12 protein-coding genes are annotated in these 16267 nt (G+C 62.2%); all 12 read left to right on the forward strand.

Translation table 11 applies throughout. The features are described from left to right. Positions 1-195 precede the first annotated feature (195 nt). Positions 196-1506 carry a nucleotide sugar dehydrogenase gene (locus tag ACSZPK_RS06210; RefSeq protein WP_437880541.1) on the forward strand — a complete coding sequence of 437 codons (1311 nt, stop codon included), beginning with the start codon at positions 196-198 and terminating at the stop codon, positions 1504-1506. A 79-nt stretch (positions 1507-1585) separates the two neighbouring features. After that, a complete protein-coding gene (locus tag ACSZPK_RS06215; RefSeq protein ID WP_437880542.1) occupies positions 1586-3067 on the forward strand; it encodes a glycosyltransferase family 2 protein in 1482 nt (493 codons plus the stop codon). A gap of 53 nt (positions 3068-3120) precedes the next feature. Next, positions 3121-4281 carry a PilZ domain-containing protein gene (locus ACSZPK_RS06220; RefSeq protein ID WP_437880543.1) on the forward strand — a complete coding sequence of 387 codons (1161 nt, stop codon included), beginning with the start codon at positions 3121-3123 and terminating at the stop codon, positions 4279-4281. Further along, a complete protein-coding gene (locus ACSZPK_RS06225; protein ID WP_437880544.1) occupies positions 4278-5651 on the forward strand; it encodes an alginate biosynthesis protein AlgK in 1374 nt (457 codons plus the stop codon). Before ACSZPK_RS06220 ends, ACSZPK_RS06225 begins: the two co-directional genes overlap by 4 nt. After that, positions 5648-7069, forward strand: coding sequence for an alginate export family protein (locus ACSZPK_RS06230; RefSeq protein WP_437880545.1), 1422 nt, complete (start codon positions 5648-5650; stop codon positions 7067-7069). Before ACSZPK_RS06225 ends, ACSZPK_RS06230 begins: the two co-directional genes overlap by 4 nt. 27 nt (positions 7070-7096) lie before the next feature. After that, positions 7097-8656, forward strand: coding sequence for a mannuronan 5-epimerase AlgG (gene algG / locus ACSZPK_RS06235; protein WP_437880546.1), 1560 nt, complete (start codon positions 7097-7099; stop codon positions 8654-8656). 13 nt (positions 8657-8669) lie between these two features. Beyond that, the gene (locus tag ACSZPK_RS06240; RefSeq protein WP_437880547.1) at positions 8670-10076 is read left to right on the forward strand and encodes an alginate O-acetyltransferase AlgX-related protein; all 1407 of its coding nucleotides are present in this window, start codon (positions 8670-8672) and stop codon (positions 10074-10076) included. Between the two features lie 66 nt (positions 10077-10142). Continuing rightward, on the forward strand, positions 10143-11696 hold the full coding sequence (locus ACSZPK_RS06245; protein ID WP_437880548.1) for an MBOAT family O-acyltransferase: 1554 nt from the start codon (positions 10143-10145) through the stop codon (positions 11694-11696). A gap of 12 nt (positions 11697-11708) precedes the next feature. Further along, a complete protein-coding gene (locus ACSZPK_RS06250; protein ID WP_437880549.1) occupies positions 11709-12869 on the forward strand; it encodes an alginate O-acetyltransferase in 1161 nt (386 codons plus the stop codon). A 17-nt stretch (positions 12870-12886) separates the two neighbouring features. Continuing rightward, positions 12887-13531 (forward strand): alginate O-acetyltransferase AlgF, encoded by a 645-nt coding sequence (locus tag ACSZPK_RS06255; RefSeq protein ID WP_437880550.1) that lies wholly within the window; start codon positions 12887-12889, stop codon positions 13529-13531. Position 13532: 1 nt separating this feature from the next. Further along, complete coding sequence (locus tag ACSZPK_RS06260; RefSeq protein WP_437880551.1) at positions 13533-14633, forward strand: mannuronate-specific alginate lyase; 1101 nt, start codon at positions 13533-13535, stop codon at positions 14631-14633. A 176-nt stretch (positions 14634-14809) separates the two neighbouring features. Then, entirely contained in the window at positions 14810-16258 is a 1449-nt protein-coding gene (locus ACSZPK_RS06265) for a mannose-1-phosphate guanylyltransferase/mannose-6-phosphate isomerase (protein ID WP_437880552.1), read from the forward strand. The last annotated feature ends 9 nt before the right edge of the window (positions 16259-16267 follow it).

Consider the following 16267-nt stretch of genomic DNA (forward strand, 5'->3'; position numbering starts at 1 on the left):
ATAGAAAAGCTCAAGCAAGTTCTATTTCCTGCCTGCTGCGTAACCGTTGCTTCATATCTGTGTGATCGTTTTGTTATGCGCGTCACTCTTTCGTGGCGCGCATATGAGGGCGGTTTTTTGTTGTGCCCGCAAGGAAATAAAGGCGCCTTGGTAATTATCGAGGCGTGTCGACCAATGCAAGGAGGAGATTGTGCAATGCGCATCAGTATTTTTGGTCTAGGTTATGTCGGCGCCGTGTGCGCCGGATGTCTTTCCGCTCGTGGGCATCAGATCGTTGGCGTGGATATCTCCAGGCTGAAGATCGATCTGATCAGCCAGGGCAAGTCGCCCATCGTCGAACCCGGTCTGGAGGAGTTGCTGCAGAAGGGCATCGCCAGTGGCAACCTGCGCGGCACATTGGATGTGCGCGACGCGATTCTCGACACGGATATCTCGTTCCTCGCTCCGCCCACTCCAAGCAAGCGCAATGGCGATCTCGACGTGTCCTACATCGAGGAGGTCTGCCAGCAGATCGCCAGAATCCTGCCGGAGAAATCCACTCGTCATACCATCGTCGTACGCAGCACGGTGCTGCCAGGCACGCTGCGCGGCGTGGTGATCCCGACCCTGGAAAAGTATTCCGGGCTCAAGGCCGGCAAGGACTTCGGTGTCGCGGTCAACCCCGAGTTCCTGCGCGAGAGCACGGCGATCAAGGACTATGACTTCCCGGCCATGACCGTGATCGGCGAGCTGGACAAGACCTCCGGCGACCTGCTCGAAGAAATCTACCGTGAACTCGACGCCCCGATCATCCGCAAGTCCGTGGAAGTCGCGGAGATGATCAAGTACACCTGCAACGTCTGGCACGCCACCAAGGTGACCTTCGCCAACGAGATCGGCAACATCTCCCGTGCCGTCGGTGTCGATGGCCGCGAGGTCATGGACGTGATCTGCCAGGACCACAAGCTCAACCTGTCCAAGTACTACATGAAGCCCGGCTTTGCCTTCGGCGGCTCCTGCCTGCCCAAGGACGTGCGTGCCCTGAGCTACCGCGCCGGTTCGCTGGATGTCGATTCACCGCTGATCAGCTCGCTGATGCGCAGCAACAGTGGCCAGGTGCAGAAGGCCTTCGACATCATCGCCGGGTTCGACAAACGCAAGGTCGCGCTGCTCGGCCTGTCGTTCAAGGCCGGCACCGACGATCTGCGCGAGAGCCCTCTGGTCGAGCTGGCCGAGATGCTGATCGGCAAGGGTTTCGACCTGCAGATCTATGACCGCAACGTCGAATACGCCCGTGTCCACGGTGCCAACCGTGAGTACATCGAGTCGAAGATCCCCCATGTCTCGTCGCTGCTGCGCGATGACCTGGATCGTGTCGTCCATGAGGCCGACGTGATCATCCTGGGTAACGGCGACGCCGCCTTCGCCGAGGTTCTGGAGCGGGCGCCCGAACAGAAGAAGGTGCTCGACCTGATCGGCTTCATGAAACAGCCGAGCAACGGCACGCAAGTCGGCATCGGTTGGTAAACGCAGCCTGCGAACGGGCGCAACAACAATAACCAGCGCGCCCACGCTGTCGTTCAGTTAGTCAGACGGGGTCTGAAACATGGAAAGTTTTAACGCACAGTTGCGCAGTGGCGCGGGCTGGCTGTTCTACGTGTCTATCTTGCTGGGAGCGGCCGTGCTGCTTCCTCATGACGTATTCGATCCATCTTCCAAGGAGTTTCTCTTCATCCTCGGGGCCGTGGGGATCTGGCGTTATTCCATGGGCGCCATCCATTACGTGCGTGGGTTGATCTTCCTCTACATCGTCTTTCCACATTATCGGCGCCAGGCCCGCAAGCTGGGCGACAGTGCCGATCCATCCCATGTGTTCCTGCTGGTCACCAGCTTTCGCATCGATGCCCTGACCACCGCCCAGGTCTATCGCTCGGTGGTCCAGGAGGCCATCGACTGTGGTTACCCGACCACTATCGTCTGCTCGATCGTCGAGCTGTCCGACGAATTGCTGATGAAGAACCTGTGGGGCCAGATGAATCCGCCGGACCGGGTCGGCCTCGACTTCGTGCGTATCGCCGGTACTGGTAAGCGTGACGGCCTGGCCCATGGTTTCCGGGCGATCTCGCGGCACCTGCCGGACGAGAATGCCATCGCGGCGGTGATCGACGGCGATACCGTGCTGTCCTCTGGCGTGGTGCGCAAGACGGCGCCGTACTTCAAGTTGTTCGACAACCTCGGCGGCCTCACCACCAACGAGTTCTGCGAGGTGCGCGGCAGCTACGTGATGAGCGAATGGCACAAGCTGCGCTTCGCCCAGCGCCACATCAATATGTGTTCCATGGCCTTGAGCAAGCGGGTGCTCACGCTGACCGGACGCATGTCGATGTTCCGTGCCCAGGTGGTGACCAACCCGGGCTTCATCGCCGATGTCGAGAACGATCACCTCGAGCACTGGCGCCTGGGTTCCTTCAAGTTCCTCACGGGGGACGACAAGTCCAGCTGGTTCAGCCTGATGCGCCTGGGCTACGACACCTTCTACGTGCCGGATGCCGCGATCAATACGGTCGAGCACCCGCCGGAGAAAAGTTTCGTCAAGGCCAGTCGCAAGCTGATGTTCCGCTGGTACGGCAACAACCTGCGGCAGAACTCGCGGGCCCTGGGGCTTGGCGTGTCACGCCTGGGCATCTTCACCAGCATCGTGCTGTTCGACCAGCGCGTGTCGATGTGGACCAGCCTGCTCGGCCCCTGCGTGGCGATCATCGCCAGCATCAAGTATGGCTTCGCCTTCCTGCTGATCTACCTGCTGTGGATCGGCCTGACCCGGCTGCTGCTGACCCTGATGCTGCTGGCTTCCGGGCATGAGGTCGGGCCGGCCTATCCGCTGATCCTCTATTACAACCAGATCGTTGGCGCAATGGTGAAGGTGTACGTGTTCTTTCGCCTGGACCAACAGTCATGGACCCGCCAGAAAACCAAGCTCAATCGTGACCTCGGACGTTACCGGAGCTGGTTCAACCCCTGGTCTTCGCGGGCCATGACGTTCTCCGCGGCAAGCGTGTTCGTTGCCGCCCTGATGTGGGTGGTGTGAGCCCCTGCAAACCGTACACCTGTCGAGTCATTAATTCAGAAAGGGAATAGATCATGAGCGCAGTCATCAGCCCCATCGGCAACAACAACCTGGTCCACGAGTCGGAGGCTCAACGCCAGTACGCGCGCCTGAAGTTGCCAGCGAAGATCCGTTACTTCACGCCCGAGGGGCAGCAACTGGAGGCGCCGCTGATCGATGTGTCCGCGGGCGGTTTCAGCTTCGAGTCGAACAGCAGCCTGCTCAGCGAAGGCAAGCATTTCCATGGCAAGCTGCTGTTCGAGGTCGACGGAATCGGCTTCGCCATGGCCGTGGATTTCCAGGTGCGCTCGACTGACGGCAAGCGCGTCGGTTGCGAGTTCCACAACCTGCGTCCACGCGAGATTTCGGCGCTGCGCTACATGATCAGCTCCTTCATGAGCGGCGAGCTGATCAACGTCGGCGACCTGCTCAATACCCTGCAGCGGGAGAACTTCACCAAGGCCCGCAACAACAAGGCTCCCGGTACGGGCGGCCTGCTGTCGCGGATTCGCGAGGCGGGCGTCAGCTCGGTGATCTTCCTGGTCGGCGTCGCCGCCTGTGCCTATGTGGCCTACCAGCTCTACGACATCTACTTCATCACCCATGCCGACTCTGCCCAGGTGGTCGTGCCAGGCCAGGAAGTGGCAATGCCACGCGAGGGCGCCGTGCAGAGCCTGGTGCAGGTTGGCGCGGTGGTGAAGAAGGGCGCGCCGGTGGCGACTTACTCGGCGACCATGCTCGATGCGCTGAAGAACATCCTGCCGGAGTCGGAAATGACCCCGGAAAACCTCGAGCGCCTGTTCAGCAAGAACATCCAGGGCACCCTGACCAGCCCTTGCGATTGCCGCGTGGTGTCGCAAGTCGTCGGTGACGGCCAGGTCGCGACCAAGGGCGCGACCGTCTTCACCCTGGCGCCGCTGGATAGTGTCGCCAGTGTCGAGGCACGCTTCAAGTATCGCAGTTTCGCCAAGCTGCAGCCGGGCACCGAGGTGAACTTCCTGGTCGCTGGCGAGAAGACCCCGCGTGGTGGCGTGATCGACAGTATCTCGCTGCAGGACGGCGGTCTGGCTTCCGACATTCGGGTGCTGATCAAGCCTACCGAGCCGCTGGCCAATGAGCTGGTCAAGCGTCCGGTCGACGTGCGTATCCAGCCGATTGGCGGTCTGTGGACCAGTGCCGGAGGTTCTGGAAAATGAACCGTACGGCGATCGCATGTCAGCTACTGGGAATCAGCTTGCTGGCCGGTTGTGCGACGCCGGACCTGCAGCTGGCCAGGCAAGCCAAGGATTCTGGCGACCTGGCCACGGCCGAGGCCAACTTCCAGCCGCTGGCCGAGCAAGGGTTCATCGACGCGCAGATCGGCTGGGCGGATGTGCTGGTGCGCAGTCCGCAGCCGGATCGGCAGGCCAAGGGCGAGGCACTGTATCGCGACGCCATCGGTCGTTCGCCACTGGCGCCGGTGCGTCTGGGCAAATGGCTGGCTAGCAAACCGGTAATCACCGTGCAGGAGCGGGCGGAGGCTGTGCGTTTGCTGAGCCAGGGCCTGGCCGAAGGCGACACGAGCGCCTTGCTGCCTTGGGTCCGCGTGCAACTGCAAGACCCGCAGGCGGTACAGGGCAATGAGCTGGAGCGCCAGCTCGACCAGTTCCAGGCCCAGGGCATCGGTGAGGCGCAACTGGGCAAGATTCTGCTCTATCGCACTCGCGGCGATTACGACCAGCACATCGCCGAGATCGAGTCGACCTGCAGCCGCTGGTTGTCCCAGGTCAGCGAGTGCTATGTCGAGTTGGCCGGCATCTACCAATTGCAGGGCGCCAGCGACAAGCAGGAGCAATTGCTCGAGCGTCTGCAAGCCGACTACAAATCGGGCCTGCTGCCGCCCGAGCGCGTGCAGGCCGTGGCCAAGGTCCTGGCGGACAACAGTGTCGGCGAGCCGAATCCGCAGGCGGCGAAGAATCTTTATCTGGCCATCACGCCAGTGCTGCCCGACGCCTGGTGCGGGTTGACCGAACTGGTGATGCGTTATCCCGACGAGGGCGAGGCCGACGAGGTGCGCGACTATCTGCAGAAGGGCATCGATGCCGGCTCGACACGGGCGTCGTTGCTGCTCGGGCAGATTTACCTCAAAGGCCAGGTACTGCCGGCCGATCCACAGGCGGCCGAGAAATACCTGCTGATGGCCGCGCCCAGCCAGAACCGGGCGCACTTCTTCCTTGGCAAGCTCTACAGCGATGGTCAGCTCGGCAACATGGACGCACGCAAGGCCCGCGATCATCTGCTGATCGCTGCCCGTGGTGGCGATGCCGCCGCCGATGTGGCCCTGGCACAGCTGTTCGGCGATGGTCGCGGAGTGAAGATCAACCGCGTATACGCCTATTCGTTCGCCAGGCTGGCCCAGCAGCGTGGGCTGGCTCAGGGGCAGATCCTGGTCGAAAGACTGGGCGCCCAGATGCAACCCGATGAACTGAGCCAAGCCCAGGACCTGCTGATGCGTGAAGTCAACGCACGTGGCGGCCAGCAGATCAGCTCCACCATTACCGCAGAGCAAGCGCAGGGAGTGCTATGACATCCACCAATCGTTCCGTCGCCATGTTCCTCTGTACTGCCGGAATGTTCGCCAGTACTGCGCTGTATGCAGCTGAACAGCCACAGGGTTTTTCCTATGGCGCCAACGTCAAGCTCACCGGCCAGAGTACCGATGACCAGGACCTCGGCACCCGTAGCGGAGGTGATTTCAACGGCGCCGGCCTGAACCTGCGGCCCTGGGTCTTCTATCGCTCGGGGGACTGGAGTGCCTACACGATGGCGGAAGCGTCCATCGCCACCGACATCATCGAGTCCGATACCAGCGAGTCGGACACCATCGATTCCGACGACTCCCGCGAGCGCGACAAGAACTACCTCGCGCTGAACGAGTTCTGGTTCGACTACAGCGGTTTCACCCCTTACCCCGGCGAGTACCTGCGCGTCGGCCGGCAGAAGGTGCGCAGCGTCGATGGCTTGTGGTGGGACAGCAATATCGAAGCCCTGCGCTGGAACTTCGACACCACGCTGCTCAGCGCCCATGCAGGGATCGCCCAGCGTTTCAGCGACTACCGCACCGACCTCGACGAGCTGGCGCCCCAGGACAAGGATCGCCTGCACCTGATGGCCGACGTGGCGCGCCAGTGGCGGCCCGGCCACTGGGCCAGCCTCAAGCTGCACCATAGCGATGACAGCGGCCATCTCGGACGCGCCGGCGAGACCTACGAACTGCTCGACAAGCGCTACACCGGCAAACTGACCTGGGTCGGTATCGAACTCAACGGCGATTTCTACAACGCCAAGAGCACGGCGCCGCTGAGCTACCTGGCCAGCGCCACCTGGCTGACCGGCGATGTCGATACCCTGACCACCCAGACCGTCAATGGTGCACGGGTGATCACCGGCAAGACTGGACAGGACGTCAACGCCTGGGCCGTCGACCTGGGGCTACGCTGGAACATCGATGACAGCTGGCGGCTCGGGGCGACCTACACCCGTGCCAGTGGCGGCAACGACAGCGAGTTCATGCAGACCGACCTGCAGAGCAACCGCTCCAACTTCACCGGCACCGGCTCGACCATCAACCGTTTCGGCGAGGCTTATCGCGGCGAGATGAACAACCTGCAGGCGACCAGCCTGTTCGCCGGCTGGAACCTCGACAAAGACTATGACGCGAGCCTGATCTACCAGCGTTTCTGGCGGGTCAAGGACCGCTATGACAGCGACAGTGGCATCCAGGCCGGCCTGGTCGATGGCGAGAAGGACATCGGCCAGGAAATCGACCTGGTCATGACCCGCTACTTCAACGAAGGGCAGATGCCTGCGGAACTCGGTTGGCTGGGCGCCAAGTCGGCGCTGATCCGCTTCCGTGGCGGCGTGTTCTTCGCCGGTGACGCGTTCGCCAGCGGCACGGACTCCACCATGCACCGTGCCTTCATCGACGTGGTCTGGCGCTACTAATCCAGGGAGGTGGTCAAGATGGTTTCAATGAGATCGACAGCGGGCCTCGGCCTGCTGCTCGCGAGCCTGTTGAGCGCTCCGTTCGCCATGGCAGGCAGTGACGCGAAGATCAAGGGGTTGGTATTCCAGCCTGCGCCCGACCAGGCCTATCAGGTCTCCAGCACGCCAGCCGAGGCGCTCGAAGTGACGCCGCCGAAGATGCCCGACCTGACGCCGTACACCGCCGAAGCGGTGTATTCCAAGATCGTCAGCAAGCCGGCCGGTTCGATCGTGGTGCGGCGCATGCTCGAACAGAATCCGCTGGTCGAGTTCACCGGCGGCGACGAACGCCTGCGCGAATGGGTCAAGCGCCAGGGCGAGATGCCCATGGTGATCTTCATCGAGGGGGGCTACGTCACGCCCAAGGACCTGGCCCGCACGTTGCCGGCCAAGTACTTCGCCGAGACCGAGCCGGGCGTCTATGTCGCCCGCCGGCCGATCGTGGTCAGCCAGGGCGCGACCTTCCACATCGACAAGTCGACCAAGGACTTCCGCCTGTCCAGCGAGCGTGGCGCGTTCCTGATCAACGACGGCAAGCTGTTCATCACCGACACTCGCCTGACCGCCTGGCGCGAGACGGAAGGCCAGCAGGACTGGTTCAAGAAGAAAGGCGCGTTCCGTCCGTTCCTCAATTCCTGGGGCGGCACCGAGACCTACATCGTCAACAGTGTGGTTTCCAGTCTCGGCTACACCGCCAGCAAGTCCTACGGCGTGTCGATCTCCCAGTACAGCCCGGCGATGCACCCGATCATGCAGCGCGGCCATCCCACCGGCTGGCTGATCAACACCCTGTTCGATGACATGTGGTACGGCTTCTATTGCTACGAAGCCTATGACGTGGTGCTGCTCAACAACACTTACCGCAACAACCTGGTGTACGGCATCGACCCGCACGACCGCTCGCGTCGCCTGATCATCGCCGGCAACACCGCCTACGGCACGCGGATCAAGCACGGCATCATCGTGTCCCGCGAGGTCAACGACAGCTGGATCATCAACAACCGTTCCTACGAGAACAAGCTGTCAGGCATCGTCGTCGACCGCATCAGTGTCAACAACGTGGTGGCCAACAACGAGATCTACCGCAACGGCTCCGACGGCATCACCATCTACGAAAGCGGCGACAACCTGTTGATGAACAACAAGGCGTTCTCCAACCAGCGCCACGGCATTCGGGTGCGCAACAGCTACAACGTGACCCTGCTCGAAAACACCACGATGGCCAACGGCCTGCTCGGCGTCTACGGCCACGTCAAGGACCTGAACGGCACCCCGCGTGACTTCGTGCTCGACCCTTTCGACATGAACCTTTCGCTGAACATCATCGGTGACCGGATGATCGCCAACCAGTCTGGCGCCATCTCGGTGATCGGCCCGCGTAGCGTGAAGCTGCATCGCGTGGAAATGCTGATGCCGAGCAAGGCATCCGGCATCGGTATGTTCGGTGCATTGCGCGATGGCAAGAACCAGATCCTCGATCTGATGATTCGCCAGCACCAGGCCGTTCACGTCGTGCCAATCCAAGAAAAACTGGCGCAATTGCGATAAGCGAGGCAAGGCCATGAAACGGAAATTTCTCTTCGCTCCCGCCGCGCTGACAATGGCCATCGGGCTGTTCGGCAACGCCATGGCCCAGGCCGCGGAAGCTCCCCAGTACGCCATCGAAGACTGCTGCAGCCTCTGCCCGCAGGCCCTGGACGACAACACCTACACCGGCGACATGAGTGAGTTCAGCAAGCTGGTGCAGGGCCAGGACGACTGGCTGTTCCGCACCCGCACCGATCTGATGACGCAGATGGGCACCACGCCGGAAGGCTACGACCATCTGCAGAAACTGCGCGATGCGCTCAAGGCTCGCGGCACCGAGTTGATGATCGTCTACATCCCGACGCGCGGCATGGCCAACGCCGCCATGTTGCCGCCCGAGGTGCGCAAGACCTACGACCTGGACCTGGCCAGGAGCAACTACCTGCATGTGGTCGAGATCATGCGCGGGCTGGGCATCAGGGTGGCCGACCTGACGCCGCTGCTGGACCATCACGGCGAGCCGGGCAAGCCGTTCTTCTACAAGCGTGACCACCACTGGACGCCCTACGGTGCCGACTACGCCTCGCGCCTCGTCGCTGATGAACTGAAAAAGTCCGACGCCTACAAGCAGATACCACGCAAGGAATTCGTCAGCCGTACCGATGGCCTCGCCAACAAGATCGGTTCGCTCAACCAGGCCTTGGACAAAATCTGCGGCAATCGCTATGCCAGCCAGTACCAGAATCGCTTCGTCACCGAGCCCAAGGATGAGAGCAGCGATCTGTTCGGCGATGCGGAAAACGCCCAGATCGTGCTGGCCGGTACCAGCTTCAGCACACCGCAGTACAACTTCGCCGGGTTCCTCAAGGAGCATGCGCAGGTCGATATCGACAACCGCTCGGTCAGCGGCGGCGGTTTCCACAGCTCGATGCTGCAATACCTCGGCAGCCAGGAGTTCCAGGAGCACCCGCCGAAAGTGCTGATCTGGGAGATCACCAGCTACTACGACATTTCCATGCCGATCTTCTACCGCCAGATCATGCCAATGCTGGCCAATGGCTGCCGGACGACCGCGCCGGCGATCAGCAAGAAAGTCGCGTTGCGCCCGGGCGTCAACGAAATCCTGGTCAACACCGGGCTGCTGCCGATCACCAGCGAAAGCTACGTGGCGGACATCCAGTTCAGTCAGCCGGAAATCAAGGAACTGCAAAGTTCCATCTGGTACATGAGCGGTTCGAAGGAAAAGCTGCGGATCGAGCGTACTCGTGAAGTGGAAGGGGATGGCCGTTTCGTCTTCCGTCTGCGTGACGATGGCGAGTGGGCGGGGCAGACCCTGCTTTCCATGGAGATCGAGATGCCGCCGGACATGCCGCAAGGCCTGCAGGTGGAGGCCAATATCTGTCCCCGCAAGCCGGGGTTGATGCAGGCGACTGCCAATTGACAAAACAGGCTCGCGCCGCAAGGCGCGGGCGTTCCTGGTAGTACCCACTGACTAGGAGAGAAGACGATGGTTTTCTCGTCGAACGTGTTTCTGTTCCTGTTTTTGCCAGTATTCCTGGGTTTGTATTACCTGAGTGGCAACCGTTATCGCAACCTGCTGCTGCTGGTGGCCAGCTACATCTTCTACGCCTGGTGGCGCATCGACTTCCTCGCGCTGTTCGCCGGGGTCACGCTGTTCAACTACTGGATCGGCCTGCGCATCGGCGCGGCTGGCGTGCGCACCAAGGCCGCGCAGAAGTGGCTGATCCTCGGCGTGGTGGTCGATCTCTGCGTGCTCGGCTACTTCAAGTACGCCAACTTCGGCGTCGACAGTATCAATGCGATCATCGAGTCGTTCGGCATGCAGCCGTTCATCCTCACCCACATCCTGCTGCCGATCGGTATCTCGTTCTACGTGTTCGAGTCGATCAGCTACATCATCGATGTGTACCGCGGCGACACCCCGGCCACCCACAACCTGATCGACTTCGCCGCGTTCGTGGCGATCTTCCCGCACCTGATCGCTGGCCCGGTGCTGCGCTTCAAGGACCTGGTCGACCAGTTCAACCACCGCACCCACACCGTCGACAAGTTCGCCGAGGGCTGCTCGCGCTTCATGCAGGGCTTCATCAAGAAGGTGTTCATCGCCGACAGCATCGCGCCCATCGCCGACCATTGTTTCGCCCTGTCCGACCCGACCACCGGCGATGCCTGGCTCGGTGCGCTGGCCTACACCGCGCAGCTGTACTTCGACTTCTCCGGCTACAGCGACATGGCCATCGGCCTCGGCCTGATGATGGGCTTCCGCTTCATGGAAAACTTCAACCAGCCGTACATCAGCCAGTCGATCACCGAGTTCTGGCGGCGCTGGCACATCAGCCTGTCGACCTGGCTGCGCGACTACCTGTACATCAGCCTGGGCGGTAACCGTGGCAGCACCTTCAACACCTACCGCAACCTGTTCCTGACCATGCTCCTCGGTGGCCTGTGGCACGGCGCCAACTTCACCTACATCATCTGGGGCGCCTGGCACGGCGCGTGGCTGGCCATCGAGCGCGCGCTGGGCGTGGACGCTGCGCCACGGCGCATCCGTCCGCTGAAATGGGCTTTCACCTTCCTCCTGGTGGTGCTCGGCTGGGTGATCTTCCGCGCCGAGAACCTCGACGTGGCCTGGCGCATGTACGCAGCGATGTTCAGCTTCGGCGACTGGCGCCTGTCGGAACTCAATGCCGCGCAGCTGACCAGCCTGCAGGTGGCGACCCTGGTGCTGGCCTACCTGACCCTGGCGTTCTTCGGCCTGCGCCAGTTCTACAAGGAGCCGCTGCAATCGCGCGCACCGAAGGCCGAGGCCAAGGTCGACGCCAACGGCCCGGCGACTGCGCAGCCGCGCAGCCAGGCTTCGGCCGAGACCGATCCGGCCGCTGTCGCCTACTCGCCGAGCGGCGAGAGGGTTTACCAGCAGTCCTGGCTCAGCCAGTTGCCGCTCATCGCCACGCGCATTGCCCTGCTGCTGTTGTTCGCCGCCTCGGTGCTGAAGCTGTCGGCGCAGAGCTTCTCGCCCTTCCTGTACTTCCAGTTCTGAGGAGGCCTGATCATGAGCAAGCAAGGAAACCTGATCTACAGCGGCGCGTTCATCGTGCTGCTGCTGGCCTTGTCCATCGGCTCCGTCCGTGGCGTCCAGAGCTTCTCGGCCGCCAGTGAAACGACAGTGCTGGACGGCAAACTGAGCCATTCCTTCGAAAAGCATTACGACAAGCAATTCCCGGTCAAGGAGTTTGGCACCAACGCATGGGCGGCGGTGGAGTTCGGGTTGTTCGGCGAGGGGCGTCCGGGCGTGGTGGTTGGGCGCGAAGACTGGTTATTCACCGACGAGGAGTTCAAACCGGCACTCAAGCCCGAACAGCTCGACGAGAACTGGGCCTTGGTGAAAGGCATACAGGCCGAGTTCAAGCGGCGCAATATGGAGCTGGTGCTCGCGCTGTTGCCGGCCAAGGCGCGTCTGTATCCGGAATACTTCGCCGATACCGAGCCGGTCAGCGCTCATCGCCAGCTGTATGCCGATGCGCTGGAGCGGATGCAGAAGAACGGTTTTTCCGGTCCCGATCTGCTGCGGACGCTGCAGGCCGCGAAAAGCCAGGATGCGGTGTTCCTGCGTACGGATACCCACTGGACGCCCTACGGCGCCGAAACGGTGGCGCAGAATCTGGCGGACTATGTACGGCAGCGCGGTCTCTGGCAGAACGGCGGCGAACGTTTCGTTACTGAGGTGGGCGAGGCCGAGCTGCACAAGGGCGACCTGCTCAGCTTCCTGCCACTCGACCCGTATTTCGTCGGCTTGCAGCCGCCGGGCGAAACCTTGTTGCCGCGCACCACTCTGAAAGCCGAGGAGGGGCAAAGCCAGGACGCGTTGTTCGGCGACGAGAAGCCCTCCATCGCCCTGGTCGGCACCAGCTACAGCGCCAATTCCAAATGGAACTTCGCCGGCGCGCTGAAGCAGGCGCTGGGTTCCGACCTGCTCAATTACGCGGAAAACGGCCACGGCCCGCTGGTGCCGATGCTGCACATGTTGCAGCGCGATGCGGCGGAAGTCGCCGAGGTGAAGCTGGTGATCTGGGAGATCCCGGAACGCTACCTGATGATGCCGAGCGACCTCTCCAGTTTCGATCCCGCCTGGCTGGCGAACCTGCGTGGCGAGGAAAACGACAAGGCAAGGCTGGCGGTCAACGATACCGGCACTGCCACACGAACCCATTGAGACAAGGAGAAACACCGATGCGGATGATCCAAGCACTGAGCCGAAACGCCCGCCTGGCCGGACTGGCCCTCGGCCTCGTGGCGACTGGCGCCCTGGCCAACGAGGCGGCGTTATACGGGCCGACCGCGCCGCCGGGCTCGGCCTTCGTGCGCACCTTCAACGCCGGCAGCAGCACCCTCAACGTGAGTCTGGGAACGATCAGCCTGAATGACGTTTCGCCCAAGGGCAGCAGCGACTTCAAGTTTCTCCCGCCCGGCAGCTACACCGCCGATGCCCGTGGCAAGACCCTGCCGGTGAAGCTGGGCGCCGACCAGTACTACACCCTGGTGCGCCTGCCGAGCGGTGAACTGGACCTGGTCGATGAGCCTGCCTTCAAGAACAAGCAGAAGGCGCTGATCCGCCTGCAGAACCTGTCCGATGCGCCGTTGTCGCTGAAGACCGCCGACGGCAAGACCGAAGTGGTCAAGGCTGACGCCGACGGCCGTGGCGATCGCGAGATCAACCCGGTCAAGGTGCGCCTGGCCCTGTTCGCTGGCGACAAGAAGATCAGTGACCTCGACCCGCTGGTGCTGGAACGCGGCGAGGTGATCTGCCTCTACGTCACTGGCAAGGGCGACAGCCTCTCGCCGGTGTGGGTCAAGCGCCCGCAGAGCGGAGGCTGAGATGCGCGCGTCGATTCCGTTCGTATTGAGTGTGGTCTGTCTGATGGGCGTGCAGGGCTGCCAGAGCGAAGCCCGGACCAGCGCTCATCTGCAGCCACCGGAGGGATACCGGCTCGCGGCGGCGCCTGCCAAGGGCGGTCCGCGCGAATGCCCCAAGACACCGGAACCCTACACGGGAGAGCTGCTCTTTCCGAGCAAATACGCGGGATCGGATGCGGCGCGTGACAAGATCAATCCCCAGGCGGCCACGCGCTACCGGGACCTGACCGGGCAGGTACAACTGCTCGAGAGCGGCACCAGCCGCCTGGTCGCGCGTTATCTCAAATATGGCCAAGACTCGGACGTGGAGTGCGTGCTGGGCTGGCTGCAGAACTGGGCCGAGCAGGATGCCCTGACCAGCACGTCCTTCAACCACACGGGCAAATCGGTGCGCAAGTGGGCGCTGGCCAGCGTTTCGGGTTCTTACCTGCGCCTGAAGTTCTCCAACTCCCACCCCCTGGCCGCGCATGCCGAGCAGACCCGAGTCATCGAAGCCTGGCTTGGCCGGCTGGCCGACCAGGTGGTCAAGGACTGGAACGCGCAGCCCATGGACCGGCGCAACAACCACCAGTACTGGGCGGCCTGGGCGGTGATGTCCACGGCGGTGGTGCTGGATCGTCGCGATCTGTTCGACTGGTCGGTGGCGCAGTACCGCCATGGCATCGACCAGATCGACGCCGAGGGCTACCTGCCACTGGAACTCAAGCGCCAGACCCGTGCCCTGGCTTATCACAACTATGCGATGGGCCCGCTGACCATGATCGCCGCGTTCGCCAAGGCCAACGGCGAAGATTTGAGGGACGAAAACGACAAGGGCCTGCAGCGCCTGGCCACGCGTCTCGAGGTCGGCGTGCATCAACCCAAGGTATTCCAAGAAAAGACCGGCTATGAGCAAGTCATGGTGGATTTGCAGCCGAACAACCGGTTCTCGTGGTTGGAGCCCTACTGCGCGCTGTATTCGTGCTCGGAGAAAACGAATGCGTGGCGGCGTTCCAAGGAACCGATGAACACCTATCGCCTGGGTGGTGATCTCACCCAACTGTTTGAAGGGCAACTGCCTTGATGGACGGAAGGCACCGCCATGGTGGCGGTGTTCCGGAAGATTAGAACCCGTTCACGATCTCTAGCTCGCGAGATCATGAACAGGTTCTTAGACGCTTTTGTCGCCACCCGTTACGTCCGCTCCGGGTGGCAGGACAGGTCGATGTTTGAAACGGATATTGAATGGAGACAGATCACATGATCCCAGTAATTCTTTCGGGTGGCAGTGGTTCACGCCTGTGGCCGCTTTCGCGCAAGCAATACCCCAAGCAATTCCTTGCCCTGACCGGCGAGCTGAGCCTGTTCCAGCAGACCCTGCGCCGGCTGGACTTCGATGGCATGCAGGCACCGCTGGTGGTGTGCAATGTCGAGCACCGTTTCATCGTCAACGAGCAGCTTTCGCGAATCGGTGCCCGGCCGCAAAGCCTGTTGCTCGAGCCCTTCGGTCGCAATACCGCGCCGGCGGTGGCCCTGGCTGCGTTGCGCCTGGTCGCCGAAGGCCGTGACGAACTGATGCTGGTACTGCCAGCGGACCATGTGATCACCGACGAGCCGGCCCTGCGCAAGGCATTGGAACTGGCCCGCTCGGCTGCCGAGGAGGGCGAGATGGTCCTGTTCGGCGTGCCGGCGACCACCCCGGAAACCGGTTTCGGCTATATCAAGGCCGGTCGCAACGAAGCCAACGAACTGCTGCCGCCCGGTGCCTACCGGGTCACTCAGTTCGTCGAGAAGCCCGACGCCATACATGCCAGCGAATACGTGCGCAGCGGCGGTTACTACTGGAACAGCGGCATGTTCCTGTTCCGTGCCAGCCGTTATCTGGAAGAACTGCGCAGCCACGACCCGGATATCTACGACAACTGCGTGCTGACTTTCGAGCGCAGCCAGGCCAAGGACGACGTGGTGGTCATCGACCCGGGCACCTTCGAACTGTGTCCGGACAATTCCATCGACTACGCCGTCATGGAAAAGACTGCGCGTGCCTGCGTGGTACCGATGTCCGCTGGCTGGAGCGATGTCGGCTCCTGGTCATCGTTGTGGGACGTGCATGAGAAGGACCACGACGGCAACGTGCTCAAGGGCGATGTGGTCGCCCACGACAGCCGTGGCAGCTTCGTGCATGGCAACTCCAAGCTGGTCACCCTGATCGGCATGCAGGACGTGGTGGTGATCGAGACCAAGGATGCGGTCATGATCGCCAACAAGAACTCGGTGCAGGACGTCAAGAAACTGGTCGGCAAGCTCGATGAACTGGGCCGCCAGGAAACCCAGAGCCATTGCGAGGTGTATCGTCCCTGGGGCTCCTACGATTCGGTGGACAACGGCAAGCGCCATCAGGTCAAGCACATCACGGTCAAGCCAGGCGCACAGCTGTCGCTGCAGATGCACCACCATCGCGCCGAGCACTGGATCGTGGTGTCCGGCACCGCCCAGGTGACCTGTGACGACAAGGTGTTCCTGCTCACCGAGAACCAGTCGACCTACATCCCGATCGCCTCGGTCCATCGCCTGGCCAATCCCGGCAAGATCCCGCTGGAGATCATCGAGGTGCAGTCCGGTAGCTACCTGGGCGAGGACGATATCGAGCGTTTCGAGGACGTCTACGGCCGCACGCCGGCGAAGATCGGCAGCGAAGTGGTCGGTTGAAACCGTTGA

The sequence above is a fragment of the Pseudomonas sp. LRF_L74 genome, from assembly GCF_965644255.1.
Classification (GTDB): Bacteria; Pseudomonadota; Gammaproteobacteria; order Pseudomonadales; family Pseudomonadaceae; genus Aquipseudomonas.

What these genes read in the sequence shown, in the direction of transcription:
- ACSZPK_RS06230 (WP_437880545.1), top strand. Translation starts at nt 5,648, where the DNA reads ATGACATCCACCAATCGTTCCGTCGCCATGTTCCTCTGTACTGCCGGA.
- ACSZPK_RS06225 (WP_437880544.1), top strand. Translation starts at nt 4,278, where the DNA reads ATGAACCGTACGGCGATCGCATGTCAGCTACTGGGAATCAGCTTGCTG.
- ACSZPK_RS06220 (WP_437880543.1), top strand. Translation starts at nt 3,121, where the DNA reads ATGAGCGCAGTCATCAGCCCCATCGGCAACAACAACCTGGTCCACGAG.
- ACSZPK_RS06245 (WP_437880548.1), top strand. Translation starts at nt 10,143, where the DNA reads ATGGTTTTCTCGTCGAACGTGTTTCTGTTCCTGTTTTTGCCAGTATTC.
- ACSZPK_RS06215 (WP_437880542.1), top strand. Translation starts at nt 1,586, where the DNA reads ATGGAAAGTTTTAACGCACAGTTGCGCAGTGGCGCGGGCTGGCTGTTC.
- ACSZPK_RS06210 (WP_437880541.1), top strand. Translation starts at nt 196, where the DNA reads ATGCGCATCAGTATTTTTGGTCTAGGTTATGTCGGCGCCGTGTGCGCC.
- ACSZPK_RS06255 (WP_437880550.1), top strand. Translation starts at nt 12,887, where the DNA reads ATGCGGATGATCCAAGCACTGAGCCGAAACGCCCGCCTGGCCGGACTG.
- ACSZPK_RS06250 (WP_437880549.1), top strand. Translation starts at nt 11,709, where the DNA reads ATGAGCAAGCAAGGAAACCTGATCTACAGCGGCGCGTTCATCGTGCTG.
- algG (WP_437880546.1), top strand. Translation starts at nt 7,097, where the DNA reads ATGAGATCGACAGCGGGCCTCGGCCTGCTGCTCGCGAGCCTGTTGAGC.
- ACSZPK_RS06240 (WP_437880547.1), top strand. Translation starts at nt 8,670, where the DNA reads ATGAAACGGAAATTTCTCTTCGCTCCCGCCGCGCTGACAATGGCCATC.
- ACSZPK_RS06260 (WP_437880551.1), top strand. Translation starts at nt 13,533, where the DNA reads ATGCGCGCGTCGATTCCGTTCGTATTGAGTGTGGTCTGTCTGATGGGC.
- ACSZPK_RS06265 (WP_437880552.1), top strand. Translation starts at nt 14,810, where the DNA reads ATGATCCCAGTAATTCTTTCGGGTGGCAGTGGTTCACGCCTGTGGCCG.